A 13,549-nucleotide genomic window follows, 5' to 3' on the forward strand; every position below is an offset into this window, starting at 1 on the left:
CCACTGAAGGTCTTGGCGGGCAAAAAACAAGCCGAGGATTATACCCGAGCTATGACCTCACACGCCAGCTGAGGTCGGGTTTGATGCGGAAACATTCTGTTTTAAGAGGTCACGCATCTGTTTTGCTATCTGAATTTGCTCTTCAGCCGACAATCCCGGCTGCCTCGCTCTTTTGATGAGTTCATCGAGGGTCTGCGTATGCTGACCCGCGGATAACCTAGTAATGGTGTCTAAAAACTGTTGTTCAAGGTTATCGCCGTCAATTAGCCACTCCTTTTCTGCAAGTGCTTTAAGGAGGCGGCCTTGTTCGGTGCCATGCCAACGAGCCATCAACTGAATTGAGTTTAGCTTAGGATTTTTCTGTACCGCCTCGATCAAGGCGATCAGTACCTGAGCATAGGTGTTGCTCTCGTTGGCAAAATGGTCGGCGCTTTCCACCTTTCCCGCCAATTGCGGGTGGTGAATAAGCGTTCGCAACGCAATAAGTGTCGGGGCTTCGACCGCCAGGGGCGTGCGTGGAGCGTAGGACTCATCACGATCACCGCGCTTGCCGTTCTTGCTCCAGGGCTTCTTGTCCCATTTTTTACCGCCGGCGCCGGGCTTTTTCGGTGTCCACTCCTGCTGTGGCGCGTAGGCGTCCTGCGGTTGGTGGAAGTCGGAATAGTCCGGCATGGCGTCGTAATCCATGCCTGGGTCGTACGCGGGTGGCGCGTCTTGCGGTGCGTTGTGTACCAGCTGGCTGACGGCCTCGCCGCTCAAGCCGGTTATTTCCAGCAGGCGCATGCGCATCAGTGACTTCAGGTTGGCGCCCGGCACTTTGTCGATCAGCGGTGCTGCGAGGGTGGCCATGTGGGCCTTGCCTTCGAGGGAGCGCGGGTCGGCTTCTTCGGTCAGTTGCTGGAAGAAATAGTCCGCCAGGGGCTGCGCATGCTGATTAATCCGCGCGCGGAAGGCGTCGGTGCCTTCGGAGCGCACCAGGGTGTCAGGGTCTTCGCCTTCAGGCAGGAACAGGAAGCGTGCGCGGCGCCCATCCTGCAGGCTCGACAGTGTGGCTTCGAGTGCGCGCCAGGCGGCGTTACGGCCGGCCTGGTCGCCGTCGAAGCAGAACAGTACGTTGGGCACCACGCGAAACAGGCGTTTCATGTGTTCTTCGCTGGTGGCGGTCCCCAGGGTGGCGACGGCATTGCGCAGGCCCTGCTGGGCGAGGGCAATCACGTCCATGTAGCCTTCCACCACGATGATTTCATCGAGGTTGCGATTGTTTTTGCGCGCCTCGAACAGGCCGTAGAGTTCCTGGCCTTTATGAAACACAGGGGTTTCCGGGGAGTTCAGGTACTTGGGTTTATCGTCCCCCAGTACTCGGCCGCCGAAAGCGATGATCCGGCCACGGCTGTCGCGGATCGGGAACATCACGCGGTCGCGGAACCGGTCGTAGCGCTTACCCGTCTCGGCATTTTCCACCAGCAGGCCGGCGTCGATCATAGCCTTCTGTTGCAAGGTATCGCTGCTCAGGTGCTTGTACAGGTTATCCCAGCCGGGCGGGGCGAAGCCGAGGCCGAAGTCCCTTGCGATCTCGCCCGTGAGGCCGCGGCCCTTGAGGTAATCGACGGCGGCCTTGCGCTGCGGATGGCTTTTAAGCGCCTGACGATAGAAGTCGGCAGCGGCCGTCAGCAGCGGGTACAGCGGCGAGTCGGTGGGTTGTCGCGGTTTGTGCGGGCGGCCACTTTCTTCGCGAGGGATTTCCATGCCGGCGGCTTTCGCCAGTTCCTCGACGGCCTGGGGGAAGTCCAGGTTGTCGTGGTCCATGATGAAGCCGAGGGCGTTGCCGCCCGCGCCGCAGCCGAAACAGTAGTAGAACTGTTTGTCGGGGCTGACGCTGAACGACGGGGTTTTTTCTTTGTGAAACGGGCAGCAGGCGGTGTAGTTCTTGCCAGCCTTCTTCATTTGCACGCGCGAGCTGACTACATCGACGATGTCGGTGCGGTTCAGAAGGTCGTCAATAAAGCTCTGGGGAATTAGCCCGGCCATGGCGTTCTCGTCATCACTGCGTGTCAATGAGGCCCGTGAAGTGCTCGGGCGCGCAAATTGTGCGGCTCGATCAACTGTCGTCTGCTTGGGCTGTCAGGAAGTGTATCTGCCGAACATTCACTGACGTTAATTTCAATCAGATTTCGGCATGGACATGTTGCCCGGGAGTCCGGTCTTGGCCGTGTGCGGGCCTCGGAAGCTCATCGGTGGGCGCAGTCGATCTGTTGATCGCCTGTTAAAAAATAAGTGTGCTCGTCAGTAGCCTTGTTAGGCTCGTCAGAAGAGACGCGCACCGCTGGCAGAAAAGCCAGTCCTGACGTTTGAAGCAGTGTCTCGGTCGCGTGTGCGGCGTCGACGGTGAAGCATCAAGCGATATCCGCAAATGCCAATAGCCCGGCTGAGGGCCGGGCTTGGCAGAAGCTTGCTACGAACGTCTGTGTATTAGTACAGACGAACGGCGCGGCGCTGCTCGCGCTGAACTTTCTTAGCGTGACGCTTAACAGCGGCTGCTGCTTTACGCTTACGCTCAGAAGTTGGCTTCTCATAAAATTCGCGGCTACGAACTTCAGCCAGAACACCGGCTTTTTCGCAGGAGCGCTTGAAACGACGCAGAGCTACGTCGAAGGGTTCGTTCTCTTTTACTTTGACGGCTGGCATCCAGAGCTACCTTCTTTCATTACCGGGAATCAACGTTCTCGTCGCAAAAAAATCGCGGCTGAGGTCGTCGGTTTTTAAGGGTTGCGGATGTTAACCCCTCATTGCCCGGAATGCAAAGCCTCTGATCGAAAACCGCTAGTCGGGAGGGGGAGTGGCGACTATTATGCGCGCCTTCGAATTCAGCCTCTACAAGGCGCAAACCCATGCTAGTACTGGGACTTGAAACCTCCTGCGACGAAACCGGTGTCGCACTTTACGACAGTGAACGCGGGCTTTTGGCCGATGCACTGTTCAGTCAGATCGACCTGCATCGCGCCTATGGCGGCGTGGTGCCGGAGCTGGCCAGCCGTGATCACGTCAAACGTATGTTGCCGTTGATTCGCCAGGTGTTGGACGAGGCTGGCTGCGTGCCGACCGAGATCGATGCCATCGCTTACACCGCTGGCCCTGGATTGGTCGGAGCCCTGCTGGTTGGGGCTTCTTGCGCCCAGGCACTGGCGTTTGCCTGGGGCATTCCTGCCCTGGGTGTGCACCACATGGAGGGCCATTTGCTGGCTCCGATGTTGGAAAAAACACCTCCAGAGTTCCCGTTCGTCGCTTTGTTGGTTTCCGGCGGCCATACGCAGCTGGTTCAGGTCGATGGGATAGGCCAATACACGCTTTTAGGCGAGTCTCTGGATGACGCTGCCGGCGAGGCTTTCGACAAAACCGCGAAGATGATGGGCCTCAATTACCCCGGCGGGCCGGAAATTGCCCGTCTTGCCGAAAAAGGCATCCCGGGCCGCTACACGTTCCCGCGTCCGATGTGTGATCGCCCTGGCCTGATGTTCAGTTTCAGCGGCTTGAAAACCTCCGCGCTCAACACCTGGCAACAGAGCGTCAGCGCCGGGGACGACGGTGAGCAAGCCCGTTGCGACATCGCGCTGGCGTTCCAGCAGGCCGTGGTGGAGACTTTGACCATCAAGTGCAAGCGCGCCCTCAAGCAGGCCGGTATGAAGCGCCTGGTGATTGCGGGCGGCGTCAGTGCCAACAAGGCCCTGCGCACTTCGCTGGAAAAAATGCTCGGCGACATGAAGGGCGATGTTTTTTACGCGCGCCCTGAGTTCTGCACCGACAACGGCGCAATGATTGCGTATGCCGGTTGCCAGCGCCTGCAGGCCGGCCAGCATGAGAGCCTGGCGATCAGCGTGCAGGCCCGCTGGCCGATGGAGCAGCTGACACCGTTGTAAGGGCTCACTGTGAGCCGGGTTCATCGAACGTATTTAAAAATGCCGTTCGCGCCCGGCAAACAGGTCGCGTAAATTGCCGCGGTGGCGCCAGACGATCAGCAGTGTCAGCACGCTCATCGGCAACAGCGCCGCAGGTTCTTGCCAGGCCAGCAGTGGCAGGGTGAGTGGTGTGGCGATCAGTGCGGCCAAGGAACTCGTGCGGGTCAGGTAGAACGTCAGTAACCAGGCGAGCACGGCCAGCAACGCTGCCGGAGGGTAAATCCCCAGCAACATGCCGGCCGCCGTGGCGACGCCCTTGCCACCGCGAAAGCGGAAGTACAGCGGAAACAGATGGCCCAGGACGGCAGACACGCCCACCCAGGCTTGCTGTTGCAGGGAGAGGCCGACGCCGTTGGCGATCAGCACGGGCAGCAGGCCCTTGCACACGTCGCCCAGCAGCGTCAGGACGGCGAGTTTCTTGCCGGCCAGGCGCAACATATTGGTGGCGCCGGCATTGCCTGAGCCACTCATTCGCGGGTCGGGATTTCCCGTCAGGCGGCTGAGCAAAATGGCGAAGGACAGCGAGCCGAGCAGGTAGGCGAGAGTCGCCAGTAACCAAAACATGCTAACTATTCCGGGCGAGGACGCCCTGATTCTAACGGGGCAACGCGCCCTTGTCGTGCTGCGGAGAAGAGCTTGGACAGAGTGTTTATCGAAGGCCTGGAAGTCGACACCGTGATCGGGGCCTACGACTGGGAGCGCGGCATCAAGCAATGTCTGCGTCTGGACCTGAGCTTTGCCTGGGACAACCGCCCGGCTGCTGCGGGTGACGATCTGACCCTGGCGCTCGATTACGCCAGCGTATCTGCGCGTATCCAGGCCTTTGCCGAACAATCCCAGTACCAGTTGGTGGAAACCTTTGCCGAGCGCCTGGCCGAAGTGCTGATGCGTGAATTTCAGATTCCCTGGCTGCACCTCAAGTTGACCAAGCCCGGCGCCGTACCGGCAGCCAAAGGCGTGGGCGTGGAGATCGAGCGCGGATGTCGCTAACTCAGATTTACCTGGGCCTTGGCAGCAATATCGAGCGCGAGCGCCATTTGGTCGCCGGCCTGGATGCGCTGGCGAGCTTCTTGACCGATGTGCGCTGTTCTCCAGTGTTCGAAAGCCAGCCAGTGGGGATCAAAAGCGGGCCATTCTTCAATCTGGTGGTCTCGGCCTACACCGACCTGCCGCTGATGGAGCTGGATCGCCGGTTGAAATTCATCGAGGCCGACAATGGTCGTTATGCCCCGGACCGCAAAGGGCTGCCGCTGGATATCGATGTGTTGCTGTACGGCGAGCTGGTGGGAAATTTTGATGGCTTGATCCTGCCGCGGGCAGAGATCCTGAAGAACGCCTTTGTGCTGTGGCCGCTGTCGTTGATGGCGCCCGATCGTGTGCACCCTGAGGCGGGCAAGACATTGGCGCAGCTATGGCGCGATGCACAGATCGATCAAGTGCTGGCGCCTGTCGGTTTTGAGTGGCAGGGCCAGCAGCTGACGCCGGACGCGCCCCTATAGGGCGTGTTGTTCTTTGTAGGCTTTCAACACCTTGAGCCGCTCACGCTTGAGCGCCTCACCCAGCTCGGGGCCTTTGAAGCCTTTCTCCAGCAAAGGCGCCACAGGCACCTCGCGGGCCGCTTTCGCCGCGCCGCGTAAATAATCCGCTTGTGGATAACTTCTTTGCTCCAGGCCTTTGCGGCCCCGTGCGTCCATTTCACAGCTCACCACGAACTCTTCAAAACGCTGTGGCCTGCGATAAACGTCAAAACTCTGCAGCAATTCCAGCAATGTCGACGCTTTCAGCTCCAGCGCGCGATGGCCGTGGGTGTGATATTGGCCGACAAGCAGGGCCAATTCCTGACAATCCTTCGGCACCTTGAAACGCTCGTTCACCGCCTTGATCAGCTTCAGGCCGGTCTGTTCGTGGGCAATATGCTGCGGCAACTTATCCACAGGTGTCAGGCCTTTGCCCACGTCATGCAGCAGGCAGGCCCAGCGCACGGTGAGCGGTTGTTTGTACAGGGCCGCCTGTTCCAGCACGCTCAAGGTATGTAGGCCGGTGTCGATTTCAGGGTGATGGGCTGCTGGTTGCGGTACACCGAACAGGGCATCCACTTCCGGCATCAGGGTTTTCAGCGCGTTGCAGTCGCGCAGTACCTGAATAAAGACTTGAGGCTGATCCTCCATCAGCGCCCGAGAGATTTCTTTCCAACTGCGCTCTGGCGTCAGGGCTTCCAGTTCTCCGGATTCGCTGAGCTGACGCATCAGCTCCAACGTTGCCGGCGCGACGGTAAAGCCGAGGTGAGCGTAACGTGCTGCAAAGCGTGCAACGCGCAGTACACGGAGGGGATCTTCGGCAAAAGAGGGGGAAACGTGACGCAAAACGCGCGCCGTCAAATCATGCTGGCCGTGATAGGGATCGGTCAGGTTGCCGTCATCATCCTCCGCCATGGCGTTGATGGTCAGGTCGCGACGAATCAGGTCTTCTTCCAGCGTCACCTCGGGGCTGGCATGGAATACAAAACCACCATAACCCCGGCCGCTCTTGCGTTCGGTACGGGCGAGGGCGTATTCGTCGCCGTTTTTGGGGTCCAGGAATACCGGAAAGTCAGCGCCCACCGGTTTGTAGCCCTTTGCGAGCATTTCTTCAGTGGTTGCGCCGACGACAACACGGTCGATGTCGGTGACCTTGATGCCCAGCAAGCGGTCACGCACCGCACCGCCGACTTTGTAGATTTTCATGAAAAAGCCTCCATTAGCGGCACAGGATAACGCCTGTGCCTGACCAATGGAGGCTTTGCTGTTTCAGAGGTGAACGACGGCCAGGTCCAGGCGGCCGTAGTCGTTGTCGTTGTGATCGCTGCGTGGCGGCACGTGGTGGGTCTTCATCACTTGATCGCCCTGCAGGGTTTCCAGGTGAATGTCGAAGCCCCATAACCGATGCAGGTGCTTGAGCACCTCCTCGGTGGATTCGCCCAAGGGTTTGCGGTCGTGCTGCTGATGACGCAGGGTCAGCGAGCGGTCGCCGCGTACATCGATGCTGTAGATCTGCACGTTAGGCTCACGATTGCCCAGGTTGTACTGCGCCGCCAGGGTTTCACGGATGGTGCGGTAGCCGGGTTCGTCATGAATCGCAGGCACCACCAAGTCATCCTTGAGGTCGTCATCCATGATGCTGAACAGCTTGAGGTCGCGAATCACCTGGGGTGACAGGTACTGCAGGATGAAGCTCTCATCCTTGAAGCTGCTCATGGCGAACTTGATGGTCGACAGCCAATCGCTGCCGGCGATTTCCGGGAACCAGCGGCGGTCCTCTTCGGTGGGGTGTTCGCACATGCGCCTGATGTCGCGATACATCGCAAAGCCCAGTGCGTAGGGGTTGATGCCGCTGTAATACGGGCTATCAAAGCCTGGCTGGAACACTACGCTGGTGTGGGACGTGAGGAACTCCATCATGAAACCGTCGGTGACCAGGCCCTCGTCGTACAGGTCATTCATCAAGGTGTAGTGCCAGAACGTGGCCCAACCTTCGTTCATCACCTGGGTCTGGCGCTGTGGATAAAAGTACTGGGCGATCTTGCGCACGATGCGCACGATTTCCCGCTGCCACGGCTCCAGCAGTGGCGCGTGTTTTTCCAGGAAATAGAGGATGTTTTCCTGAGGTTCGGCGGGGAAGCGCGCATTGTCCTTGTCGCTGTTTTTGCCCGCACGTTTTGGAATGGTGCGCCACAGGTCGTTGATCTGTTTCTGCAAGTGTTCCTCACGCTCCTTCTGGCGCAGGCGTTCTTCCTCGGCAGAAATCGGGTACGGACGTTTGTAGCGATCAACCCCATAGTTCATCAGGGCGTGGCAGGAATCGAGCAAGTCCTCCACCGCGTCGATGCCATGGCGCTCCTCGCACTGCATGATGTACTGCTTGGCGAACACCAGATAATCGATGATCGAGCTGGCATCGGTCCAGGTGCGGAACAGGTAATTGCCTTTGAAGAAACTGTTGTGCCCGTAGCATGCATGGGCCACCACCAACGCCTGCATGCAGATGGTGTTTTCCTCCATCAGATAGGCGATGCATGGGTCGGAGTTGATGACGATCTCGTAGGCCAGGCCCATCTGGCCGCGGGTGTAGGACTTTTCGGTGCTGAGGAAGTGCTTGCCATAGGACCAGTGGTGATAGCCCAAGGGCATGCCGACTGACGCATACGCATCCATCATCTGTTCGGCGGTGATGACTTCGATCTGGTTAGGGTAAGTGTCCAGGGCATAACCCGCCGCGATACGGCTGATTTCCCGGTCATAGGCCTGGATCAGTTCAAAGGTCCACTCGGACCCGGTGGAAATGGGTTGGCGCTTATGCGCTTTGGCCGTCATGTCACTAACCTGCGCTGGAAGAGTTCACGGAAGACCGGGTAGATATCGCCGGCCGAGACCAGTTGCTGCTGGGCGAAGGTATCGGCAAAGGCTTCGCCGATGCGCTCGTATTCGAACCACAGGGCCTGGTGCTCACGGGGGGTAATTTCGACGTACGTGTAGTACTGCACAAACGGCATGATCTGGTTGATCAGGATGTCGCGGCAGATGGGCGAATCATCATTCCAGTTGTCGCCGTCGGAAGCCTGGGCGGCGTAGATATTCCACTCGTTGGCCGGGTAGCGCTCGGCCATGATCTCCTGCATCAGCTTCAAAGCGCTGGACACGATGGTGCCGCCGGTTTCCCGCGAGTAAAAGAACTCTTCTTCGTCCACTTCCCGGGCGCTGGTGTGATGGCGGATGAACACCACGTCGATCTTGTCGTAGTTCCGCTTCAGAAACAGGTACAGCAGGATGAAGAAGCGCTTGGCGATGTCCTTGGTGGCCTGGGTCATGGAGCCGGACACGTCCATCAGGCAGAACATGACCGCCTTGGAGCTGGGGTTGGGTTGCTTCACCAGCAGGTTGTACTTCAGGTCAAAGGTATCGAGAAACGGCACGCGGTGAATGCGCGCGCTGAGTTTTTCGATTTCGGCCTCGATTTCCTGGATATCGCCGAAGTTGTCCGGCTCTTCGCGCTTCAAGCGCGCCAACTCTTCCTTGGCCTGTTTTAGTTTGGCGCGGCTGCTGCCCGACAGTGCGATACGGCGAGCATGGGCCGAGCGCAGGGTGCGGATGATGTTGATCCGGGACGGATTGCCCTCGTTGCTGATCCCGGCGCGCACGGTCTTGAACGTATCGGTGCCGGTCAGGTTGCGTTTGACCAGGTTAGGCAGCTCCAGGTCCTCGAACATGAATTCGAGGAATTCTTCCTGGGTAATCTGGAATACGAACTCATCCATGCCTTCGCCGGAGTTGCCGGCCTTGCCCGGGCCTTTACCCCCGCCGCCACCTTGGGGGCGTTGGATGTGTTCGCCGGTGGTGAACTCCTTGTTGCCGGGGTGCACGACGGTCTGCTTGCCGCCCCGGCCATGGTGCAGCACCGGTTCGTCGATGTCCCGTCCAGGAATGCTGATTTGTTCACCATGCTCCATGTCGGTGATGGAGCGGCGGCTGACAGCCTCTTCAACGGCCTTTTTGATGTGGTCACGATACCGCCGCAGGAAACGCTGGCGGTTTACCGTGCTCTTGTTCTTGCCATTAAGGCGTCGGTCGATCACATAGCTCATAGGCCCCTCCGGGGAGCTTCAAGTCGTAAGCTACAAGCTGCAAGAGGAGTGTGCGCCCAATATGACGGCTCACTCGCCTTTATCTTGCAGCTTGTCGCTAGAAGCTTGTCGCTATTTCACTGCGATTTGCGAACCCGCAGATACCACTCGGAGAGCAGCCGTACCTGTTTGTCGGTGTAGCCACGCTCGACCATTCGTGTAACGAAGTCGTTGTGTTTTTGCTGGTCCTCCTTGCTGGCCTTGGCGTTGAAGCTGATGACCGGCAGCAGATCCTCGGTGTTGGAGAACATTTTCTTCTCGATAACCACCCGCAGCTTCTCGTAGCTGAGCCAGGTAGGGTTCTTGCCGTTGTTGTTGGCCCGGGCGCGCAGCACGAAGTTGACGATTTCGTTGCGGAAATCCTTCGGATTGCTGATGCCGGCTGGTTTCTCGATCTTTTCCAGCTCCTCGTTGAGGGCTACGCGGTTGAGGATTTCGCCGGTTTCCGGGTCGCGGTATTCCTGGTCCTGAATCCAGAAGTCTGCGTACAGCACGTAGCGGTCGAAGATGTTCTGGCCGTACTCGCTGTAGGACTCCAGGTACGCGGTCTGGATTTCCTTGCCGATAAACTCGATGTAGCGCGGCGCCAGGTATTCCTTGAGGAAGCGCAGGTAGCGTTCGCGGGTTTCCGCCTGGAATTGCTCCTGTTCGATCTGCTGTTCCAGCACATAGAGCAGGTGCACCGGGTTGGCGGCGATCTCGTGCGGGTCGAAGTTGAACACCTTGGAGAGGATCTTGAACGCGAAACGTGTGGAAAGGCCGTTCATGCCCTCATCCACGCCCGCCGTGTCGCGATATTCCTGGATCGACTTGGCCTTGGGATCGGTGTCCTTGAGGTTTTCGCCGTCGTACACGCGCATCTTCGAGTAGATGTTCGAATTCTCCGGCTCCTTGAGGCGCGACAGTACGGTGAATTGCGCAAGCATTTTCAGGGTGTCGGGCGCGCAGTGAGCCTTGGCCAGAGAACTGTTGAACAGCAGCTTGTCGTAAATCTTGATCTCGTCGCTGACCCGTAGGCAGTACGGCACCTTGACGATGTAGATCCGGTCGATGAAGGCTTCGTTGTTCTTGTTGTTGCGGAAGGTATGCCATTCCGATTCGTTGGAGTGGGCCAGCAGGATCCCGGTGAACGGAATCGCGCCCAGACCTTCGGTACTGTTGTAGTTGCCTTCCTGGGTCGCGGTCAGGAGTGGGTGCAGCACCTTGATCGGTGCCTTGAACATTTCCACGAATTCCATCAGGCCCTGGTTGGCCCGGCACAGTGCGCCCGAATAGCTGTAGGCGTCGGCGTCGTTCTGCGGGAATTCTTCGAGTTTGCGGATATCGACTTTACCCACCAAGGCCGAAATGTCCTGGTTGTTCTCATCGCCTGGCTCGGTCTTGGCGACGCCGATCTGGTTGAGGATCGACGGGTAGAGTTTCACCACGCGGAACTGGCTGATATCACCGCCAAATTCGGCCAGGCGCTTGGTGGCCCAGGGCGACATGATGGTATTGAGGTAGCGGCGCGGAATGCCGAAGTCCTCTTCGAGGATCGCGCCATCTTCCGTGGCGTTGAACAGGCCCAGTGGCGACTCGAATACCGGCGAGCCCTTGATCGCGTAGAAGGGCACCTTCTCGATCAGTTGTTTGAGTTTTTCAGCCAGGGACGACTTGCCGCCGCCGACGGGGCCGAGCAGGTAAAGGATCTGTTTCTTCTCTTCCAGGCCTTGGGCGGCATGGCGGAAGTAGGAGACGATCTGGTCGATGCATTCTTCCATACCATGGAAGTCTTCAAAGGCCGGATAGCGGCGGATCACCTTGTTGGAAAATATTCGCGACAGGCGCGAATTGTTGGCGGTTTCCACCAGTTCCGGCTCACCAATTGCCAATAGCAGACGTTCGGCGGCAGACGCGTAGGTGCTGCGGTCCTGCTTGCACAGCTCGAGATACTCTTGCAGCGTGAGCTCTTCCTGCTGTGTGGACGCGAAGCGTTGTTGGAAGTGGCTAAAGATACTCATGACGTCGTCACCTCGCTCGATACGTGGAGCCGACGCCGGATCAATCAGTCGATGCTGGCAGTCATTGGTGATCACCAATGGCTGTTTCCCCCCAGAACACCCTCAAACGCTACCGATGACCCGCACGCCGGTGTACCGGCTCTCCCCTGATTCGGATGGCCTGCGCTTAAGGATAGTTCGGAATCCGGGAGTTCAAGGCGCGATGCGCAATTAGTTGGCTGCGCCGTTCGTCAGAAACGGCGCGAGCCCATGCGTCACGCGGGGTAGCGGGGTGTGAAAAAAATTATTGCGAATCGCCGGAGGCAATTTCTGCAGGATAGGTCGTACGCCACAGCTCAAAGCCACCGTCCAGGCTATAGACATCGGAGAAGCCCTGGCTGATCAGGTAGGCGGCCGCGCTCTGGCTGGAGTTGCCGTGATAGCAGGCCACGATCACCGGTGCGTCGAGGTCCGCGGCACGGATGAAGTCGGCGATGTTGTGGTTGTCCAGATGCTGCGCGCCGGTGATATGGCCAGCGGCGTGAGCCTGAGGGTCGCGGATGTCGACCACCACGGCACCTTGCTCGCGCAGGGCCTGGGCTTGTTCGGGAGGGATACGTTTGAATTCGCTCATGGCGGGCTCCTATGGCTTGGCGGCCGGCAGTTTCACGGAAAGGGGGGATTCACACTGGCAGCTCAAGCGCTCGCCGGTGTCGATGTTCATCAGGGTCATGGCGCCGCCCCACACGCAGCCGGTATCGAGGGCAAAGACACCCGGCTCGTCGCACTTGCCTTCAAGGGCAGCCCAGTGGCCGAAGATGATTTGCGTGTCGCGGGTCTTGCGCTCCTTGTGGGCAAACCAGGGCTTGTAGCCGGGCAGCGCGGTGTCGGCGCCTTCCTTGCTTTTGAGGTCCAGTTTGCCCTCTGCGGTGCAGAAGCGCATGCGTGTGAAGTAGTTGGTGATGACGCGCAGGCGGGTCACGCCGGTGAGGTCGTTGTCCCACTTGACGGGCTCATTGCCGTACATGCCGTCGAGGTAAGCGGTGTAGAGGCTGTCATCGGCCAGTGCGCTTTCCACTTCAGCGGCACACTTGAGGGCTTTCTTCAGTGTCCATTGAGGCGGGATGCCAGCATGGACCAAGGCCATGTTGCGGCCTTCGTCGTAATGCATGAGCTTTTGTCGACGCAGCCAATCCAGCAGTTGCGCGCGATCGGGTGCTTCAAGGATTTCGCGCAGGGTGTCGCTCTTTTTCAGGCGTTCGATGTTATTGCCGGCCGCCAGCAAGTGCAGATCATGGTTGCCCAGTACACACACCAGGGAGTCGCGCAGGCCATACAGGAAACGCAGGGTTTCCAGGGACTCGGGGCCGCGATTGACCAGGTCACCCACCAGCCACAGGCGATCGCTTGCCGGGTTGAAGGCAACCCGCTCCAGCAGGCACTTGAGGGGTTCCAGGCAGCCTTGCAGGTCGCCGACCGCGTACGTCGCCATCAGTGCAGGGCTCCAGGCACGGCGAGGCGGAAGGGCGCGATGATGGCGTCGAACAGTTTGCCGTCGGTGGCTTTCATCTGATACGAGCCCTGCATGGTGCCGACTTTGGAGGTCATCACCGTGCCGCTGCTGTAGGTATGGCTGGCGCCAACGTCGATCAACGGTTGCTGGCCAACCACACCGGCGCCGCGCACTTCTTCAACCTGACCGTCACCGTCGGTGATCACCCAGTGGCGCGACAGCAGCTTGGCCGGCACCTGCCCGTTGTTCTTCACCGTGATGGTGTAGGCAAAGGCGAAACGGTTATGTTCGGGTTGAGATTGGTCCGCGAGGAAGCGGGTGACGACGCTGACGTCGATCTGGTAGCGAGGATCGGACATGCAAGAGGCCTTAAAAGCAAAAGCGGAGGACAGCAGATGCGGATCAGTCTAGGCCATCAGCAGGGCACTAGGCCAGACATGCTGTCTGG

General features: G+C 59.0%; 13 protein-coding genes. 3 read left to right on the forward strand and 10 right to left on the reverse strand.

What is annotated here, in order from left to right; translation table 11 throughout:
- Positions 1-57 precede the first annotated feature (57 nt).
- Both dnaG and rpsU read right to left on the reverse strand, forming a co-directional pair.
- The gene (dnaG, locus tag ACDZ94_RS11340) at positions 58-2,028 is read right to left on the reverse strand and encodes a DNA primase (RefSeq protein WP_262666384.1); all 1,971 of its coding nucleotides are present in this window, start codon (positions 2,026-2,028) and stop codon (positions 58-60) included.
- 441 nt (positions 2,029-2,469) lie between these two features.
- Positions 2,470-2,685: a 30S ribosomal protein S21 gene (rpsU, locus tag ACDZ94_RS11345; protein WP_002551877.1), complete on the reverse strand. Its 216-nt coding sequence runs from the start codon at positions 2,683-2,685 to the stop codon at positions 2,470-2,472.
- Positions 2,686-2,888: 203 nt separating this feature from the next.
- Here rpsU and tsaD point away from each other — a divergent pair, with 203 nt between their 5' ends.
- Complete coding sequence (tsaD, locus tag ACDZ94_RS11350; protein ID WP_432751470.1) at positions 2,889-3,914, forward strand: tRNA (adenosine(37)-N6)-threonylcarbamoyltransferase complex transferase subunit TsaD; 1,026 nt, start codon at positions 2,889-2,891, stop codon at positions 3,912-3,914.
- Between the two features lie 33 nt (positions 3,915-3,947).
- Here the strand turns inward: tsaD and plsY are convergent, their stop codons facing one another.
- The gene (gene plsY, locus ACDZ94_RS11355) at positions 3,948-4,517 is read right to left on the reverse strand and encodes a glycerol-3-phosphate 1-O-acyltransferase PlsY (RefSeq protein WP_064454395.1); all 570 of its coding nucleotides are present in this window, start codon (positions 4,515-4,517) and stop codon (positions 3,948-3,950) included.
- A 72-nt stretch (positions 4,518-4,589) separates the two neighbouring features.
- Here plsY and folB point away from each other — a divergent pair, with 72 nt between their 5' ends.
- On the forward strand, positions 4,590-4,943 hold the full coding sequence (folB, locus tag ACDZ94_RS11360) for a dihydroneopterin aldolase (protein WP_053258324.1): 354 nt from the start codon (positions 4,590-4,592) through the stop codon (positions 4,941-4,943).
- Complete coding sequence (gene folK / locus ACDZ94_RS11365) at positions 4,934-5,452, forward strand: 2-amino-4-hydroxy-6-hydroxymethyldihydropteridine diphosphokinase (RefSeq protein WP_064454394.1); 519 nt, start codon at positions 4,934-4,936, stop codon at positions 5,450-5,452. Before folB ends, folK begins: the two co-directional genes overlap by 10 nt.
- On the opposite strand, the gene ACDZ94_RS11370 is transcribed toward folK, so the two are convergent.
- The 7 genes from ACDZ94_RS11370 to apaG all read right to left on the reverse strand — a co-directional run bounded on the left by ACDZ94_RS11370 (position 5,447) and on the right by apaG (position 13,460).
- Positions 5,447-6,676: a multifunctional CCA addition/repair protein gene (locus ACDZ94_RS11370; RefSeq protein WP_432751471.1), complete on the reverse strand. Its 1,230-nt coding sequence runs from the start codon at positions 6,674-6,676 to the stop codon at positions 5,447-5,449. The genes folK and ACDZ94_RS11370 overlap by 6 nt on opposite strands.
- Positions 6,677-6,739: 63 nt before the next feature.
- Positions 6,740-8,302 carry a SpoVR family protein gene (locus ACDZ94_RS11375; protein ID WP_053258321.1) on the reverse strand — a complete coding sequence of 521 codons (1,563 nt, stop codon included), beginning with the start codon at positions 8,300-8,302 and terminating at the stop codon, positions 6,740-6,742.
- A complete protein-coding gene (locus tag ACDZ94_RS11380) occupies positions 8,299-9,570 on the reverse strand; it encodes a YeaH/YhbH family protein (RefSeq protein WP_003194735.1) in 1,272 nt (423 codons plus the stop codon). The genes ACDZ94_RS11375 and ACDZ94_RS11380 overlap by 4 nt, the downstream gene beginning before the upstream one ends.
- 116 nt (positions 9,571-9,686) lie before the next feature.
- The gene (locus ACDZ94_RS11385) at positions 9,687-11,609 is read right to left on the reverse strand and encodes a PrkA family serine protein kinase (RefSeq protein ID WP_003194732.1); all 1,923 of its coding nucleotides are present in this window, start codon (positions 11,607-11,609) and stop codon (positions 9,687-9,689) included.
- A gap of 283 nt (positions 11,610-11,892) precedes the next feature.
- Complete coding sequence (gene glpE, locus ACDZ94_RS11390; protein ID WP_221295762.1) at positions 11,893-12,222, reverse strand: thiosulfate sulfurtransferase GlpE; 330 nt, start codon at positions 12,220-12,222, stop codon at positions 11,893-11,895.
- 9 nt (positions 12,223-12,231) lie between these two features.
- Positions 12,232-13,080 (reverse strand): symmetrical bis(5'-nucleosyl)-tetraphosphatase, encoded by an 849-nt coding sequence (locus tag ACDZ94_RS11395; RefSeq protein ID WP_432751472.1) that lies wholly within the window; start codon positions 13,078-13,080, stop codon positions 12,232-12,234.
- Positions 13,080-13,460 (reverse strand): Co2+/Mg2+ efflux protein ApaG, encoded by a 381-nt coding sequence (gene apaG / locus ACDZ94_RS11400; protein WP_064454390.1) that lies wholly within the window; start codon positions 13,458-13,460, stop codon positions 13,080-13,082. Before apaG ends, ACDZ94_RS11395 begins: the two co-directional genes overlap by 1 nt.
- Positions 13,461-13,549: the final 89 nt, after the last annotated feature.

Source organism: Pseudomonas sp. UBT, assembly GCF_050915955.1.
In the GTDB taxonomy this organism is placed as follows: Bacteria; Pseudomonadota; Gammaproteobacteria; order Pseudomonadales; family Pseudomonadaceae; genus Aquipseudomonas; species Aquipseudomonas antarctica_A.

What these genes read in the sequence shown, in the direction of transcription:
- dnaG (WP_262666384.1), bottom strand. Translation starts at nt 2,028, where the DNA reads ATGGCCGGGCTAATTCCCCAGAGCTTTATTGACGACCTTCTGAACCGC.
- rpsU (WP_002551877.1), bottom strand. Translation starts at nt 2,685, where the DNA reads ATGCCAGCCGTCAAAGTAAAAGAGAACGAACCCTTCGACGTAGCTCTG.
- tsaD (WP_432751470.1), top strand. Translation starts at nt 2,889, where the DNA reads ATGCTAGTACTGGGACTTGAAACCTCCTGCGACGAAACCGGTGTCGCA.
- plsY (WP_064454395.1), bottom strand. Translation starts at nt 4,517, where the DNA reads ATGTTTTGGTTACTGGCGACTCTCGCCTACCTGCTCGGCTCGCTGTCC.
- folK (WP_064454394.1), top strand. Translation starts at nt 4,934, where the DNA reads ATGTCGCTAACTCAGATTTACCTGGGCCTTGGCAGCAATATCGAGCGC.
- ACDZ94_RS11370 (WP_432751471.1), bottom strand. Translation starts at nt 6,676, where the DNA reads ATGAAAATCTACAAAGTCGGCGGTGCGGTGCGTGACCGCTTGCTGGGC.
- ACDZ94_RS11375 (WP_053258321.1), bottom strand. Translation starts at nt 8,302, where the DNA reads ATGACGGCCAAAGCGCATAAGCGCCAACCCATTTCCACCGGGTCCGAG.
- ACDZ94_RS11380 (WP_003194735.1), bottom strand. Translation starts at nt 9,570, where the DNA reads ATGAGCTATGTGATCGACCGACGCCTTAATGGCAAGAACAAGAGCACG.
- ACDZ94_RS11385 (WP_003194732.1), bottom strand. Translation starts at nt 11,609, where the DNA reads ATGAGTATCTTTAGCCACTTCCAACAACGCTTCGCGTCCACACAGCAG.
- glpE (WP_221295762.1), bottom strand. Translation starts at nt 12,222, where the DNA reads ATGAGCGAATTCAAACGTATCCCTCCCGAACAAGCCCAGGCCCTGCGC.
- ACDZ94_RS11395 (WP_432751472.1), bottom strand. Translation starts at nt 13,080, where the DNA reads ATGGCGACGTACGCGGTCGGCGACCTGCAAGGCTGCCTGGAACCCCTC.
- apaG (WP_064454390.1), bottom strand. Translation starts at nt 13,460, where the DNA reads ATGTCCGATCCTCGCTACCAGATCGACGTCAGCGTCGTCACCCGCTTC.